This window comes from Kitasatospora papulosa, from assembly GCF_000717245.1.
In the GTDB taxonomy this organism is placed as follows: domain Bacteria; phylum Actinomycetota; class Actinomycetes; order Streptomycetales; family Streptomycetaceae; genus Streptomyces; species Streptomyces papulosus.
In genome coordinates this window covers 470,682-485,275 of sequence record NZ_JNYQ01000003.1, presented here as the reverse complement: position 1 = coordinate 485,275, position 14,594 = coordinate 470,682, and the positions used below count along the sequence as shown (strand labels likewise).

Below are 14,594 nucleotides of genomic sequence, written 5' to 3'. Positions count from 1 at the left end.
GGACCGCCGGCACGGGCGGGTCCACCGCACACGGCAGGTGGGTGGGCCGCGCTGGCTGAAACAGTGCGGCCACCTTTTTTTACATCGATGTACATTCGCTGTAAAGAGTTCGGGCGGTACTGCTGGACGAGAGCCGGAGCGCCGGCCGCGAACCCGGCCGGGAGCCTCCGTCCACCGCCGTCGCGCCGGGACATAGACTCGGCATCGCTCGAGGCCAGGGAGGTTGGGCGTGGCACGGCCCAGGATCAAGGACGTCGCACGGCACGCGGGGGTGTCGGAGAAGACGGTGTCCAACGTGATCAACGACTACGTCCATGTCTCCGAACGGACCCGGCGCGTGGTCCGCGAGGCCATCGACCACCTCGGCTACCGGGTGAACCTGGCGGGGCGTCACCTGCGGAAGGGCCGGACGGGCATCATCGCCCTCGTGGTACCCGAGCTCGACGTGCCGTACTTCGCCGAGCTCGCCCGGCACGTCATCCGTGAGGCGGAGCGGCTCTCCCTCACGGTGCTCATCCACCAGAGCGGGGCGGACCGCGAGCACGAACTGGCCGCGCTGGCGGGGTTCGGCTCGGACTTCGTCGACGGGATCATCCTCAGCCCGCTCGCCCTCACGGCGGACGACGTCAGCGACCGGGCGGGGGCTCCCCCGACCGTGCTGCTCGGGGAGCTCCTGGAGGAGGGTGCCGATCACGTGGCCATCGACAACGAGAAGGCGGCGCGTGAGGCCACGGAGCATCTGATCGGTCTCGGGCGGCGCAACATCCTCGCGGTCGGTGGCGTCGAGGCGCCGGGCCTCGGGACCGCGGAGGCGCGCACCCGTGGATACCTGGCCGCCCTGGCCCAGGCGGGAATCCCCCACCGCCCGGAAGCCCTGCTGCCCGTGGGCGACTTCAGGATGCCCGACGGCGCCCGCGCGGTGGCCGGGGTCCTGCGCGCCGGAGAGCGGCCCGACGCACTGCTCTGCCTCAACGACCAGCTCGCCCTCGGAGCGTTGCGAACCCTGTACGAATCCGGCCTCCGCGTCCCCGAGGACGTGGCGGTGATCGGCTTCGACGATGTGGAGGGGGGCCGCTTCAGCGTGCCGACGCTGAGCACGGTGGCACCCGACAAGGCGGCGGTCGCCCGCGTCGCCGTCGAGCTCCTCCACCGGCGCATCGAGGAAGCGGCGCAGGGCCCGGAGGCGTCCGGTGCCGGGTCCGGCGGCGTCCAGTCACCCCAGGACCGTGTGGTCTCCCACCGGCTGGTGCTGCGTGAGAGCACGGAGGGACCCGGGGGCGGATGACCGCGTGCCGGACGCGGCGCGGCCCTTTGACCCCGCACCTCCGTCCCTGCCCCCCGTCCCGTTAGACTCCCCATGCCCAAGCCGTTGACCAGCACCGATGAAGGGGGCGGGAGCGCCGAGGCCCCTGCCCGACCCGGTGGTCGGGTAGCTCAGCGAGGAAGTCCATGCAGGGAGTTCTCACCGGATTCGCGGTGATCGCCGTCGTCATCGGCGTCGGTTACGTCCTCGGACGGCGAGGGCACCTGGGTGAGGACGGCAGAACGGTCCTGACCCGGCTCGCCTTCAACGTGGCGACGCCCGCACTGCTCTTCACCACCCTGGCGCGGGCCGACCTGTCGGTCATCTTCTCGCAGCGGCTCCTGGTCACCGCGGCCGCGACGGCGGCCGCAGCCGCCGTCTTCGTCGCCGTGGGACTTCTGCGGGGCTGGGGCCCGGGGCAACTCACCATCGGCGCACTGTGCTCCAGCTACGTCAACGCCGGCAACCTCGGGATCCCGATCGCCGTCTACGTGCTGGGTGACGCCTCGCTCGTCGCCCCCGTCCTGCTGTTCCAGCAGATCGTCGTCACCCCCCTCGCCCTGACCGTCCTCGACCTGAGCCGGCCGGGCGAGCCCCGCTCCCTCCTGCGGCGCCTGACGACGCCTCTGCGCAACCCGATGGCCCTCGGCTCGCTGTCGGGCGTCGCCGTCGCCGCCACCGGGTGGACCGTCCCGGCACCCGCCCTCGAACCCCTCACCCTCATCGGCAACATGTCGGTCCCCGCCGTCCTGCTGGCCTTCGGGATCTCGCTGCGCGGCAGCGGCGTCCCCGCCCGCGGCGAGAACCGTCCCGCCATCGTCCTGTCCGCCGTCCTCAAGACGGCGTTCCAGCCGGTCGTCGCCTGGGGCATCGGCGCCGGCGTCTTCCACCTGCACGGGGCGGCGCTCCTCGACGTGGTCGTGACCTCGGCGCTGCCCGCCGCGCAGAACCTCTACACCTACGCCTCGCAGTACCGCGTCGCCGAGCAACTGGCCCGGGAGTCCATACTGCTGTCCACCCTGGGTTCGGTCCCGGCCCTGATCACCGTGGCCGCCCTCCTCGGGTAGCACATACGCGCACCTCACCCCGCCGCCGGTGCCGGCGCCCACGCCCGCGACAGCCGCCGATTCGCCTGATGCCGGCACGGTCACATCCTGCGGCGGAGCAGGAATCCGAGCAGCACCTCGATCTCGCCCGCCGCGCGCGGGGCGAGGGACGCACTCCGCAGGCAGACGCGGGCGGCGTCCAGATGGTGACGCGCTTCCTCCAGGGTGGCGTCACGGCCCCCGCACGCCTCGACGAGCGCGGCCGCGCGCAGGGCGCCGGCCTCGTCCAGCGGCACCGGGGAGTCCAGGATTCCGGCGAGCTCCGCCGAGCGGCGATCGTCACGACCGAGGGCGGCGAGCACGGGGTAGGTCTTCTTGCGCTCCCGCAGGTCGCTGTGCACGGGTTTGCCGGTGACCGCCGGATCGCCCCAGATGCCCAGCAGGTCGTCGACGGCCTGGAAGGCCACTCCGAGGTGCCGCCCGGCCCGGTCCAGCGCCGCCACGACGGGCTCGGGGGCCCCGCCCAGGAGTCCGCCGAGCGCCGCCGCGCAGCCCAGCAGCGTGCCCGTCTTGAGCTCCGCCATGGCACGGTACTCATCGGTCCGCACCGCACCGGGCCCCGTCCAGGGGCGAGCGGCGAGAAGCAGGTCCTCCGCCTGGCCGCGGGCGAGACCGCTCAGCGTCTCGGACAGGCGCCCCACGGCCACGGCGGTGAGCGGACCCGGTGCCTCGGCGAGGGTCTGCACGGCCAGGGCGAGGAGCGCGTCGCCCGCCAGCACCGCGGGACCGGTGCCGTACGCCTTCCAGACGGTCTCCCTCTGCCGACGGGTCCCGTCCCCGTCCATGATGTCGTCGTGCAGCAGCGAGAACGTGTGGACCAGTTCCACGGCCACCGCCGCGGCCACCGCGCTGTCCGGGGGAGCCCCCGCGGCCTCGGCGCACAGCACGGCGAGGGCCTGGCGGACGCCCTTGCCCTCGCGTGAGCCGTCGGAGGGTGCCCCGCCGACCTCGCACCAGCCCAGCGAGAACGCGGCCATCTCGCCCTGCCACGGATGGAGCCGCCCGATCGCCGCGGCCAAGGAGGGGCGCACCAGGTCACGGCAGCGGGCGAGTACGCGGTGGGCGCCGTCCGCGCTCTCCCGCGAGCCGGTGCCCGGGGGTGTCGCCTTGCCGTGAGCCGCGAGGCCGGACGGGAGACCGGTGCGCACGGTCGTCCGGGAGGTCATCGCGTCACTGCCCGCTCCGCGGGGTTCCCGACGTCGGGCAGTGGGCCCACCCCCAGCTCGGCCGTCGCCTTGTCGACCATGTCCCGCGCGTGCCGCAGCCCTATTCGGTCCAGGTCCCGGCGCAGTTCCGCCAGTTCCACGACGGTCTCCGCCGGGTTGCGCCCGAGCCGCGCCAGCGCCTTGGCGAGCCCCAGCCGTGACAGCGCGGTGCCCCTCGGCTCGTTCATCTCCTGGAATTCCGCGAGTGCCTGCGCGTAGGTGTCACGCGCCTGCGCGTACTGCCCCGCCCGGTAGTGGACGTTGCCGCGCATCTTGTGGTTGTACGCCAGAGCGCTGGACAGCTTCATCCCACGGCAGAGGGATTCCGCCTCCGTGAGCAGCGACAGCGCACGCTCCACATCGCCGTCGCGTACGGAGACCACGTCGGCGATGCCGCGCAGTGCCCAGGCCCGGCCGCGCCGGTCGTCGGCCCGGCCCGCGGTCGCCGCCGCCTCCTCGAAGAGGGCGAGCGCCCTGTCGTACGAGCCGGTGTTGCGGTGCATCTGGGCTATGCCTTCCAGCGCCCACACGGTGTGCCGCGCCTCGCCGCGCCTGCGGGCCTCGGCGAGCAGCTGCTCGTGCAGTTCGCCGACCGCCTGGTAGTCGCCCTGGATGCGCCCCGTCTCCGCGAGACCGGCGAGCGAGTAACCGCGCACCACCACGTCGCCCCCGCGTTCGCCGAGGTCGGCCGCGAGCCGCAGCAGCCGGTAGGCCAGTGCCAGCGAGCCCCGCTGGCGGGCGAGTGTCCCGCCGCTCCACAGCGCCCAGGCCATCGCCCCGACGTCGTCGACCGAACGTGCCGCGCGGTAACTCGCCTTCCAGGCGGAGTCGGCCTCCGTCACCCGCCCCAGGCGCCTGCACGCCTCCGCCACGGCGAGCCCGCAGCGCGCCATCTCCCGCCGCTCCCCGGCCTGCTCGGCGGCCCGCAGTTCCTCGACCCCCTTCGCCAGCACGTCGGTGAGGGAGGAGTTCACCGACAACGAGCCGAGTGCTCCCTGGTATTCGGGAGCGAACGCCTTGTCCGTCGGCCGTTTCCGCTGATCCACCCGCGCCACCCGCTCACTGTCTCGCCTGTCTTCGACACCGTCAGGGGCGACTCCTGTCGGCAGCCGCCCTTGATCAAGACGGTAGGGGCGGGCGGGGGTTCCACGAATCCCTCTCTTTATGGGTCCTGGGTCCTACCTGAGTGCCACGGGGCACGGCCCGCGTAGTCAGCGGGATGGACACGGGCGGGGCCCGGAGCCCCGGCACACGGGGCGTCCTCCGGGTGGTGGAGGCGGCCTGGCACGCCTGCTGACGCGACGTCACCACGCGTACCGCGTCGGGGACGCAGGCCTCGGCCCCGACGCACGCCCGTCCTGTGGACGCGAGTCAGCCGCGGGGAAATTCACGGCGTTCCATACGCCGACGAGGCGCGATCCGGGTATGGTGACCAAGCGAAGTCAAGATAGCCTTACCTAAGTCGAGGAGCACCGGTGAGTAATCCCTTCGAGGACGAGAACGGCACCTATCTGGTGCTCGTCAACGACGAGGGGCAGCACTCGCTGTGGCCCGCCTTCGCCGACGTGCCCGCCGGCTGGACCGTCACCCACCAGGAGGACACGCGCCAGGCCTGCCTCGACCACGTGGAGCGGAACTGGACGGACCTGCGGCCCAAGAGCCTGATCGGGAGCACGGCCGCCGACCCCGCCTGAGCGGCCGGGGCGTCGGACCGCGCACGTGGTCCGACGCCCCGCCCCGGGAGCAGCGCGGTCACCGGTACCCGGCCGGGTCGGCCGGCCTGCCCGCGCCCTCGACCTCGACCAGGTAGCGCCAGCAGTCCGGACGTGAGCCGTCCAGGTCCGTGAAGCCGTACTCCTGGGCGAGCTGACCGCTGGAGAGGGACCGGCCGTTCCGGCGCGCGACATCGGCGTCGCCGGCCAGCGCCGCGACCGCGCGTCCGACGTACGCCGGGCTCTCCGAGATGCAGAAGTGCGGCACCGCGGCCTGCGCGTCGCGCCAGTTGTCCTCGGTGACTCCGAACGCGTCGAGCATCATCTCCGACCGCATCCAGCCCGGGGTGAGCGCCACCGCCGTGCCGCCGTGCGGCTCCAGCTCGTGTGCGAGCACGAACGCCGTACGCAGCACGCTGTTCTTGACCAGGTCGTAGAAGTACGAGTTGCGGTAGTGCGTGCTGTTGTACGCGGACGTCCCGTCGGTCATCTCGACCACCAGCCCGCCCGGCCGCCGTACCAACAGCGGGAGCACGAAGTGGCTGGTGATCGCGTGGGTCTCCACGCCCAGCCTGAGGAGCCGCAGCCCGTCGTCGAGGTCGTGCTCCCAGACCGGCTTGTCGAACGCGAACAGCCGCTCACCGCCCCAGACGTCGTTGACCAGTACGTCGAGCCGGCCCTGCTCCCTGTCGATGCGTTCGGCCAGGGCGCGGACCTGCTCCGGCACCAGGTGGTCCGTCGGCACCGCGATGCCGGTTCCGCCGGCCGCCGTCACGAGCTCGGCCGTCTCCTCGATAGTCTCGGGCCGGTCGTACTCCGAGCGCCGCTGGCGTGTCGTCCGGCCCGTGACGTAGACCGTGGCGCCTGCCGTGCCCAGCTGGACGGCGATGCCGCGCCCGGCTCCCCGTGTGGCCCCCGCGACGAGCGCGATCTTTCCGCTGAGGTCCGGTGCCGAGCTGTCGGGCGTGAGTTCCATGGAGTTCCCTTGTCCGTGCGCGTGTCCTGGTCGATGCCTTCACCGGCACCGCTCTCCGGCACCATGCTCGACCCGAAAGAAGACATCTTGTGTCGTACTTTCCCGCACGGTCCCGCCCGCCCGGCGGACGTGGCGGAAGCGGTCGCCCCGGGGGCCGCACGCGGGAGCCCTCCGTCCCGCCCGCGGTGGCGGGTGGGACGGAGGGCTCCCGCCGACAGGTGCGGTCCGCCCGTCAGGCTTCCTCGGTGACCGCGGTCCTCGGCGCGGGTCCGGCGACCGGAGGCGCCGGCTCCTCGCGCCGCGACCGGTGGGACATCCAGGCGGCGACCAGGGCGCCCGAGATGTTGTGCCACACGGAGAACACCGCGGCCGGCAGCGCCGCCAGCGGGCTGAAGTGCGCGGTGGCCAGCGAGGCGGCCAGCCCGGAGTTCTGCATACCGACCTCGAAGGCCATGGCGCGGCTGGCCGGCCGGCCGAGCCCCGAGATCTTGCCCGCGCCGTATCCGAGCGCGAGTCCGAGGCCGTTGTGCAGCACGACGGCGATCAGCACGGTCACGGCCGCCGACTTGATCGCACCGGCGCTTCCCGCCACGACCGCGCAGACGATCGCGGCGACGGCCACCGACGAGAGCCAGGGCATGAGGCCCAGCGCCCGGTCGACCAGCTTGCCCGCGACCAGCCGCACGACCAGACCGCCGAGGACCGGAAGCAGGACGGTCTTGAGGATGTCCGTGATCATCGACCCGGCGTCCACCGGCAGGTACGCGCCCGCGAGCAGCAGCGTGAGCGGCGGCGTCACCAGGGGAGCCACCAGTGTCGAGACGGTTGCCACGGACACCGACAGGGCGACGTCACCGCGGGCCAGGAACGTCACGACGTTCGACGCCGTGCCGCTCGGCGCACAGCCGACCAGGATGAGTCCGGCCGCCAGTTGCGGCGGCAGCCCCAGCAGATGGGCGATGGCCCAGCCGAGTCCCGGCATGATCACGTAGTGCGCGACCAGTCCGATGGCCACGGCCCACGGGCGTTTGGCCACGCCCCTGAAGTCGACCGGGGTCATCGTCAGGCCCATGCAGAACATGACGATGCCCAGCAGGTACGGAACGGATCCCGTCCAGCCGTCGAACGTGCCGGGAGTGACGAGACCGGCGACGCCCGCCACGAGTACGAGCACGGGGAACACCGTGACGGCGCGCCGCGCCGCCTTGTCGTCGGACACCGGTTGATCAGGGGTTATCTGTTCCTTTTGCACAGGCGCGATCAGACGCCGCAGGCAGGGGCCTCTGCAAACCCGTCTCGACATACGGACAGATTGTCCAGGATTCGTCTGTCGCGCGGCCTCTCGGCATCACCCTCCGGCCGGCGTCACAGGCGTAGCTCACGCCCCTGCCACCGCCTCCGCAGCCAGCGGTCGTGACCCGCCACCACGATGGCTCCGGGCCCCGCGCCCATGGCGGCCTCCAACTCGTCGCACAGGGCGGGCGACAGATGATTCGTGGGCTCGTCGAGCAACAGCAACTCGGGCGGATGCGCCACCAGGAGGGCCAGCGCGAGGCGGCGGCGCTGGCCCACGGACAGGTGGCCGACCGGCCGGCCCAGGTCCGCCTCGCTCAGCAGGCCCAGCGAACTCAGTGGCACGGCTTCCGCGCGCTCACCGCCGAGCGTCTGCGTGTAGGTGTCCCGGACCGTGCGGTCCGGCCGCTCGAACACGGTGTCCTGGGTCAGCAGCCCGACGGAGAGGCCGCCCTTGCGCCGTACGCCGCCGTCCGCGGCGAGCCGGCCGGCGAGCACGGCCAGCAGCGTCGACTTCCCCGCCCCGTTGTCACCCGTCACGAGAAGACGCTCGGTCGCCGACACGTCGAGGCGGTCGAGGGTGAGGCGCCCCGGCACCCGCACGTCACGGAGGGAGACGAGCGTCCCGTCCGCGGTCGGCCCGGTGAGCGAGGTGCGGCGGAAGCGCAACGGCCGGGGCGGTTCGGGGATCCGGTGCCGTTCCAGTTCGTCCAGCCTCCGGGAGGCGTTGCGCACCCGGCGTGAGATCTGGCTCTGCACGCGCCCCGCCCGGACCCCGTAGCCCATCTTCTCGTTGTCCCGGGGCCCGCGGTCCGGAGCGACCCGGTGCGCGGTCGTGCCGGCCGACCGGTGCAGGGCTTCCCGTTCCTCCTGCTCCTCGGCGTAGCGGCGTTCCCAGCGCTGCCGTTCGGCGCGCTTCTCGGCCTGGTAGGCGGTGTAGTCGCCGCCGTACCGCACCGGCCCTTCGGCCGCCGGGTCGAGGTCGACCAGATCCGTGCACACCGCGTCGAGGAACGCCCGGTCGTGGCTCGCCAGGACGATCGCCCCGGGCAGAGCGCACACCTGCGCCTCCAGGAACGCGGCAGCGGTGTCGTCCAGGTGGTTGGTCGGCTCGTCCAGCAACAGGGCCGAGGGCCGCCGGACCAGCAGGGAGGCCAGGGCCAGCCGCCCGCGCTGGCCGCCGGACAGGGAGCCGAGCGTGCGGTCCTGCGGGATCCCGCCGAGGCCCAGGCCCTCCAGCACCCTCCCGGCCCGGCGGTCGGCGTCCCACGCCTCCTCGTCCTGGGCGTGCTCGAGCCGTCGGGCGTAGGCGTCGAGCAGCGCGGCACGGCCGGGGTCCTCCTCCTCGGTGCGCGCCAGCCGCACCGAGAGCCGTTCGAGCTCGGCGAGCCCCTCCCGGACCTCGCTCAGCGCGCCGTCCAGCACGTCGGCGATCGTGGCCGCCGCGTCGAAGGGCATCTCCTGGTGCAGGTAGCCCACATCGGCGGGCCGGGTGATGCTGCCCGAGTCCGGTTGGTCGGCACCGGCCAGGAGGCGCAGCACCGTCGACTTGCCGGCCCCGTTCTCCCCGATCAGTCCGATGCGACGGCCGGGGGACGCCGTCAGGGAGAAGCCGTCGACGACCCGGCCGGTACCGAAGGACCGGACGATGTCGCGTGCGAGCAGGGCAGTGGGTACGTCGGACACAGGCAGGACCTCGCGTGACAGGGGGGGGCGGACGGACGTCCGCCCCGGGCGGGCACGGTGAAGGGGAACGACACAGGGGCCTGACGGCAAAGGGGTGCTGTCGCATCCGCCGTCGGCCGCTCACACGTCCGGGTGTCACCCGGAGATGTCGTCGTCTCCCGCCATGTCCGGTCTCCTCGTCGAGGGGTCAAGGTCCGGAGCGACCCTAGCAGCCGCCCGTGAGAAGGCCCTGAGGGTGTGTCACCGCTACTTGCCCGAGCCGACCGGATCCACCGTGATGCGGGAACCGGAGCCTGTGTCCGCGGGGATGCCGACGGCGAGGGGCACGCGGTGCGCGTGGGTCTCGTCCGGCGGTGTCACCATCGCCGAGGTGAAGGTGACACCCGAGCCGCCCCCGGTGTCCGGCGGGAAGTGCAGGGAGAAGTTGGTGCCCTCCCCGGGGGCCAGAGCGACCGTCGGGATCGTCCGGCCGCTGCTGCGCCCGGCACTCACGGTCCCCTGCTCGCTCTCGAGGTCGAGGCCGGGGAAACCGTGCATCGAGCAGGACGAGGATCCGGTGTTCTTCAGGTTGATCAGCACCTCGCCCTCCGCCATCCCGCCCGAACTGCTGAAGGAGAGGTCCGCCGTCCGGCAGATGTCGCCGTACGGCGCCCCGGCGGCGGGCGAGGTCGCGGAGGCCGGTGCCCGCACCTCCCCTCCGCCGGATCCTTCCGTGGCCGCGGGCCCGGTGGAGGAACCCGGGCCGACGGTGGCCGGGGGACCGCCCGAGCTGTCCGTGGTGGACGCACCCGGCGACGAGGGCGCCGATGCCGATGCGGGAGCGGATGCCGCCGCGTCGGTTCCGTCACCGCTGCCACTGCCACCGCAGGCGGTGAGCGTCAGGGCTGCCGTCGCGGCCGTGGCGAAGGCGACGTAGGTCTTCTGAAGGCGCATGAGTTCCCCCGGGACGAGGACCGGCTGCTCCGTACGAGCACTTCCATGTGCAATACACGCGATCGTTCCGCGAGGTGGCGTGCCGGACCGAAGATCATCGCACGGGGTGGACGACCGGCCCGTCACGCGCCCTCGGAGGACTCGTGCCCGTCAGGAGCCCCGCCATGTGTGCCGGAGGGCGGTGGGGCCCGGAGATGCGGAGGACGGCGCCGGCGGGCAGCGTGGTGGGGTGTCGCAACTGCTGAGAACCCGGTGGATCCCCGTAGGCCTCATCGTGCTGGCCGTGGTGGTCGACCTGGTCACCCCGCACGACGTGACATCCGCGCCGCTCCTGATGGCGGCGCCCGTCGCCGCCGCACCCCTCCTCGGGGTCCGCGGGATCATCGTGACCGGCCTCGTCTCGATGATCGTCCACGCCTTCCTCGCACGGGTCGACGGCACCTTCGGCTGGCGCGCGGGCATCGCCAACCAGCTCACCCTGGCGGCCCTCACCGCGCTCGCCGTCCTCATCCACCGCACACTGCGCCGACAGGACGACAGTGCCCGGCGCGCTCGGCACGTCGCGGCCGTCGCCCAGCGGGCCGTACTGCCGAGACCTCCGTCCCGTCTGGGGGACCTGCACATCGAGGCGCGGTACGTGCCCGCCGAGAGCGAGGCCCTGATCGGCGGGGACCTGTACGTGGTGCAGAGCACCCCGTACGGGATCCGGGTCATGGTCGGCGACGTACGGGGGAAGGGCCTCGGGGCCGTCAGTGCCGTCAGTGCCGACCTCGGCGCGTTCCGGTACGCGGCCGACGAGTCCGAGGACCTTCCCCAGCTGGTGAACCGTCTGGAGCGCGCCCTGCTGCGTGAGGGCGGCCGGCGTGGCGGCCAGCAGCAGGAGGAGGGCTTCACGACGGCCCTGATCGCCGAGTTCTCCCAGGACCTGGAGACCGTGCGCCTGGTCAACCGCGGCCACCCGCCCCCGGTCCTCATGGACGCGCAGGGCCGGGCCACGCTCCTCGAAGCGTCCGAGGAGGCACCACCGCTCGGGATGAGCGACCTGGGCGCCTGGTCCTCCCCGGTCGACAGCTTCCCCTTCCCGGCCGGCTCGACGCTCCTCTGCTACACCGACGGCATCACCGAGTCCCGCGACGCCACCGGACGTTTCTACGATCCGGTCGCCCGCCTGCCGCTCGTGTTCGTCAGGCGCGCGCGGGGCGGCCGTCTCTCGCCGGGGCAGCTCCTGGACATGCTGATCCACGACGTCCGCCGTCACGTCGGTGGACGGCCCCAGGACGACCAGGCCGTGCTGGCCCTCCACCGCGCGCCTGCCGGGTCCGGCCCCGTCCTGCGGGACGGGGGGACCGCGCCGGCCGCGTCCCCGGGCTGACGGCGGGCCCGCACGCCCGTTCCCACCCGTTTGCCATGCCCAAGGCGGGACATGATGCGGTTCATGACGGGAAGTCGTGAAGCGATGACGTGGACGCTGAAGAGCGAGCGTCCGGAAGCCGCCGGGTACCTCACCGTCCGGTGCCGCACCTACCTGCAGCCCGACGGCAAGGAGTCGGACTGGGACATCCTGCAGGGCTCGCCGACGGTCGCCCTCGTCGCCTTCACCGAGGAGGGCCGGGGCATCCTCGTGCGCCAGTACCGCCCCGGCCCCGGCAAGGTGCTGGCGGAACTGCCCGGCGGCATGATCGAGCCAGGCGAGGACGTGCTGCGCGCGGCGGCGAGGGAGCTCCTGGAGGAGACGGGGTACCGGGCGGGGACGGCCGAGGTGGTCCTGAAGACCTACCTGGCGTCCTACGCGACCCACGAGCGGTACGCGGTGGTGGCACGGGACTGCCGCAAGGTCGCCGAACCCACCCCCGACGCGGAGGAGTTCGTCGAGCCGTTCACCCTCGCGCGGGACGCCTACGTGGACCACCTCCTCAGCGGCGAGTACACCGACACGGACGTCGGCCTGGCGGGGCTCGTCGCGGCGGGACTGCTCGTCAGGAAGGCCTGAGGTACCGCCGTCCGGCGGGCCGGGCCTGACGTGCGGGGTGCCCCCGCGCCGCCGACACTCGGACCATGCCGACCACGGGGGTCCCCGACCCAGACCCGCCGGCCGGACAGGGGGCCGCCCACCAGACACTGTCCCTGGCCGCGATGCTCTTCGCCGTGTCGATGACCTTCATCGACCAGACGATCGTCGCCATCGCCGCTCCGAGCATCATCGACGAACTCGGCCTCACGTCGCCGGGTCGTGGAGACCCTCAGGTCCAAGGGCGTACCGGCGGGCCCGGCGAACGAGGCCGCCCGGTCCGTCGCGGAGGCGGTCACGGGGAACGCGGACGCGAAGGAGCCGGCCGGGGACGGCCGGACCGCCACGCTGATGCGGGACTCGATGGACGCGATCAGGCTGGATTTCGCCGAGGCGAACCAGTGGGTCTTCTACGGGATGGCCCTCGCGCTCGGCATCGCGTACCTGTGCGCCCTCCGGCATCCGGGGACCCGGGTGACCGGGGACGCGCCCGTCCGGACACCCGGGGGAGAGGCGCCGGTCACCCGAGGAGACGGTGGCTGAAAGACGTGTGCGGGCCCGCTCGCGGGGGAGGCGGGACGTATGCACTCATGGACGTTCGACGACATGCCCGACCTCTCCGGCACCACCGCGGTGGTCACCGGGGCCAACAGCGGGATCGGCGCCGTGACCGCGCTCGTCCTGGCCCGTTCCGGGGCCCGGACGATCCTCGCCTGCCGTGATCCCGAGCGCGGCGCGCGGGCGCTTCAGGCGGTCCGGCGCGCCGCACCGGGATCGGACACCCGGCTCGTCGGCCTCGACCTGGCCGACCTGTCGTCCGTCGCCGAGGCGGCGGGGCACATCGCGAAGGAGACCGACGGGAGTCTCGATCTCCTGGTCAACAACGCGGGAGTGATGGCCCTGCCCCTGCTGCGTACGGCCGACGGGTTCGAGATGCAGTTCGGGACCAACCACCTCGGCCACTTCGCCCTCACCCACCACCTGCTGCCCCTCCTCGGGACGGGCGGCATGTCCAGGGTGGTGACGGTGTCGTCGCTGGCTCACCGCATCGGCCGCATCGACTTCGGCAACCTCGACGCCGCGCGGGGTTACGACAAGTGGCGTGCCTACGCCCAGTCCAAGCTCGCCAATCTGCTCTTCACCGCGGAGCTCCAGCGCCGGGCCGACGAGGCGGGGAGGCCGGTGCTCGCGCTGGCCGCCCATCCGGGCCTGTCCGCGACGGAGCTGGGACAGGCGGGTCCCCGGCTGGCCGGGCGTACCTGGGCGGCGAAGCTGGAACGGGCCACCCGCGTCTACACGCAGCCCGCGTCCGCCGGTGCCCTGCCCACGCTGTACGCGGCCACCCTGCCCACGGCGCTCGGCGGAAGCTACTACGGACCCCGGCTGCTGGGAGGCACGAGGGGCGGCCCCGGACCCGCGCGCATGTCCGCACGCGCCCAGGACATGGACACGGCCCGGAGGCTGTGGGACGAATCGGCGCGCCTCACCGGGACGCCGGCCGACGCCATCTGAACGCGGCGCCGCCCCGCTCCCCCTCGGAGGAGCGGGGCGGCGCCGGCGGGCTCAGACGACTGCCAGCCGCAGGTCCGCGCCCCCCGCGCGCAGCCCCTCGGCGGCGGCCTCCGCGAGGCCGTGGTCGGTGACGATGGTGTCGAACGCGCCGAGCGGCGCGACCCGGAACTTGCCGAACGTCCCGTACTTCGACGAGCCCGCGACCAGCACACTCGACCCCGTGCACTCCATCGCCGCCTGCTTGACCTCCACCTTCGCCGCCGACGGGGTGGTCACCCCGCGCAGCAGATCCCAGGAGCTGGTGCTGATGAAGGCGATGTCGAGGGCGAGCTGACGCAGTGTGGTGGCCGCGAGCCGGCCCACACTCGACCGGTTGGACGGGTCCACCTGCCCGCCGATGTGTATGACGTCGAGGTGCGACGAGCCCATCAGGCGGTCGACGGTCGTGAAGTCGTTGGTGACGACCGTCAGCGACTCGTGGCGTGCGAGCAGCGGCACCATGGCCAGCAGCGTCGTGCCCGCGTCGAGGTAGACCGTCATGCCCTCCTGGACCAGCCCGGCGGCGACCCCGGCCATGGCCTCCTTCTCCGGCTGCTCTATCAGCGACTTGGCCTGGAAGCTGGGCTCGCTCCGGAGATGACTGGCGATCCGGGCCCCGCCGGGCACCGAGAACACCAGTCCGCGGCGCTCCAGTTCGGCGATGTCGCGGCGGACGGTCATGTGGGAGACGCCGAAGAGCTGGGTGATCTGCTGCACGCTGAGTACCCCGTCGCGCCGCAGGTGCTTCAACAGGAGCTCGCGCCGTTGATCGGGGATCAGGGGCAACTGCTCTTCGTCGGCCACTGCTTCTTACCTTTCCT

Annotated in this window: 13 protein-coding genes and 1 pseudogene; 7 read left to right on the top strand and 7 right to left on the bottom strand. The window is 72.9% G+C overall.

Annotated elements, in window-relative coordinates; genetic code table 11:
- Window positions 1-229: 229 nt before the first annotated feature.
- The gene (locus IA22_RS0110605; protein WP_014157794.1) at window positions 230-1,285 is read left to right on the top strand and encodes a LacI family DNA-binding transcriptional regulator; all 1,056 of its coding nucleotides are present in this window, start codon (window positions 230-232) and stop codon (window positions 1,283-1,285) included.
- A gap of 164 nt (window positions 1,286-1,449) precedes the next feature.
- Window positions 1,450-2,370: an AEC family transporter gene (locus IA22_RS0110600; RefSeq protein WP_014157795.1), complete on the top strand. Its 921-nt coding sequence runs from the start codon at window positions 1,450-1,452 to the stop codon at window positions 2,368-2,370.
- An 80-nt stretch (window positions 2,371-2,450) separates the two neighbouring features.
- Here the strand turns inward: IA22_RS0110600 and IA22_RS0110595 are convergent, their stop codons facing one another.
- Complete coding sequence (locus IA22_RS0110595; protein WP_030123447.1) at window positions 2,451-3,575, bottom strand: polyprenyl synthetase family protein; 1,125 nt, start codon at window positions 3,573-3,575, stop codon at window positions 2,451-2,453.
- Complete coding sequence (locus IA22_RS0110590; protein ID WP_030123446.1) at window positions 3,572-4,660, bottom strand: tetratricopeptide repeat protein; 1,089 nt, start codon at window positions 4,658-4,660, stop codon at window positions 3,572-3,574. Before IA22_RS0110590 ends, IA22_RS0110595 begins: the two co-directional genes overlap by 4 nt.
- 429 nt (window positions 4,661-5,089) lie before the next feature.
- Here IA22_RS0110590 and IA22_RS0110585 point away from each other — a divergent pair, with 429 nt between their 5' ends.
- On the top strand, window positions 5,090-5,308 hold the full coding sequence (locus tag IA22_RS0110585; protein WP_014157798.1) for an MbtH family protein: 219 nt from the start codon (window positions 5,090-5,092) through the stop codon (window positions 5,306-5,308).
- Window positions 5,309-5,366: 58 nt separating this feature from the next.
- Here the strand turns inward: IA22_RS0110585 and IA22_RS0110580 are convergent, their stop codons facing one another.
- The 4 genes from IA22_RS0110580 to IA22_RS37535 all read right to left on the bottom strand — a co-directional run bounded on the left by IA22_RS0110580 (window position 5,367) and on the right by IA22_RS37535 (window position 10,214).
- The gene (locus tag IA22_RS0110580; protein WP_015576033.1) at window positions 5,367-6,302 is read right to left on the bottom strand and encodes an SDR family oxidoreductase; all 936 of its coding nucleotides are present in this window, start codon (window positions 6,300-6,302) and stop codon (window positions 5,367-5,369) included.
- Window positions 6,303-6,534: 232 nt separating this feature from the next.
- Window positions 6,535-7,554: a bile acid:sodium symporter family protein gene (locus tag IA22_RS0110575; protein WP_081889787.1), complete on the bottom strand. Its 1,020-nt coding sequence runs from the start codon at window positions 7,552-7,554 to the stop codon at window positions 6,535-6,537.
- Window positions 7,555-7,667: 113 nt separating this feature from the next.
- Complete coding sequence (locus IA22_RS0110570; protein ID WP_038272099.1) at window positions 7,668-9,281, bottom strand: ABC-F family ATP-binding cassette domain-containing protein; 1,614 nt, start codon at window positions 9,279-9,281, stop codon at window positions 7,668-7,670.
- Window positions 9,282-9,527: 246 nt separating this feature from the next.
- Complete coding sequence (locus IA22_RS37535) at window positions 9,528-10,214, bottom strand: DUF4232 domain-containing protein (protein ID WP_239987734.1); 687 nt, start codon at window positions 10,212-10,214, stop codon at window positions 9,528-9,530.
- 229 nt (window positions 10,215-10,443) lie between these two features.
- On the opposite strand from IA22_RS37535, the gene IA22_RS0110560 reads away from it, so the two are divergent.
- The 4 genes and pseudogenes from IA22_RS0110560 (at window position 10,444) to IA22_RS0110540 (ending at window position 13,734) form a co-directional block, all read left to right on the top strand.
- Window positions 10,444-11,586 carry a PP2C family protein-serine/threonine phosphatase gene (locus IA22_RS0110560; protein WP_015576027.1) on the top strand — a complete coding sequence of 381 codons (1,143 nt, stop codon included), beginning with the start codon at window positions 10,444-10,446 and terminating at the stop codon, window positions 11,584-11,586.
- Window positions 11,587-11,649: 63 nt separating this feature from the next.
- A complete protein-coding gene (locus tag IA22_RS0110555; RefSeq protein WP_275658118.1) occupies window positions 11,650-12,204 on the top strand; it encodes an NUDIX hydrolase in 555 nt (184 codons plus the stop codon).
- Between the two features lie 237 nt (window positions 12,205-12,441).
- Window positions 12,442-12,765 (top strand): annotated as a pseudogene (locus IA22_RS0110545) (MFS transporter); the annotation flags it as partial.
- A 39-nt stretch (window positions 12,766-12,804) separates the two neighbouring features.
- Window positions 12,805-13,734 carry an oxidoreductase gene (locus IA22_RS0110540; RefSeq protein WP_030123437.1) on the top strand — a complete coding sequence of 310 codons (930 nt, stop codon included), beginning with the start codon at window positions 12,805-12,807 and terminating at the stop codon, window positions 13,732-13,734.
- A 51-nt stretch (window positions 13,735-13,785) separates the two neighbouring features.
- On the opposite strand, the gene IA22_RS0110535 is transcribed toward IA22_RS0110540, so the two are convergent.
- Window positions 13,786-14,577 (bottom strand): DeoR/GlpR family DNA-binding transcription regulator, encoded by a 792-nt coding sequence (locus IA22_RS0110535; protein ID WP_014157805.1) that lies wholly within the window; start codon window positions 14,575-14,577, stop codon window positions 13,786-13,788.
- Window positions 14,578-14,594 lie beyond the last annotated feature (17 nt).

Bases quoted from the DNA above. Each gene is read 5' to 3' on its own strand.
- IA22_RS0110600 (WP_014157795.1), top strand. From the start codon at position 1,450: ATGCAGGGAGTTCTCACCGGATTCGCGGTGATCGCCGTCGTCATCGGC.
- IA22_RS0110595 (WP_030123447.1), bottom strand. From the start codon at position 3,575: ATGACCTCCCGGACGACCGTGCGCACCGGTCTCCCGTCCGGCCTCGCG.
- IA22_RS0110580 (WP_015576033.1), bottom strand. From the start codon at position 6,302: ATGGAACTCACGCCCGACAGCTCGGCACCGGACCTCAGCGGAAAGATC.
- IA22_RS37535 (WP_239987734.1), bottom strand. From the start codon at position 10,214: ATGCGCCTTCAGAAGACCTACGTCGCCTTCGCCACGGCCGCGACGGCA.
- IA22_RS0110555 (WP_275658118.1), top strand. From the start codon at position 11,650: ATGACGGGAAGTCGTGAAGCGATGACGTGGACGCTGAAGAGCGAGCGT.
- IA22_RS0110540 (WP_030123437.1), top strand. From the start codon at position 12,805: ATGCACTCATGGACGTTCGACGACATGCCCGACCTCTCCGGCACCACC.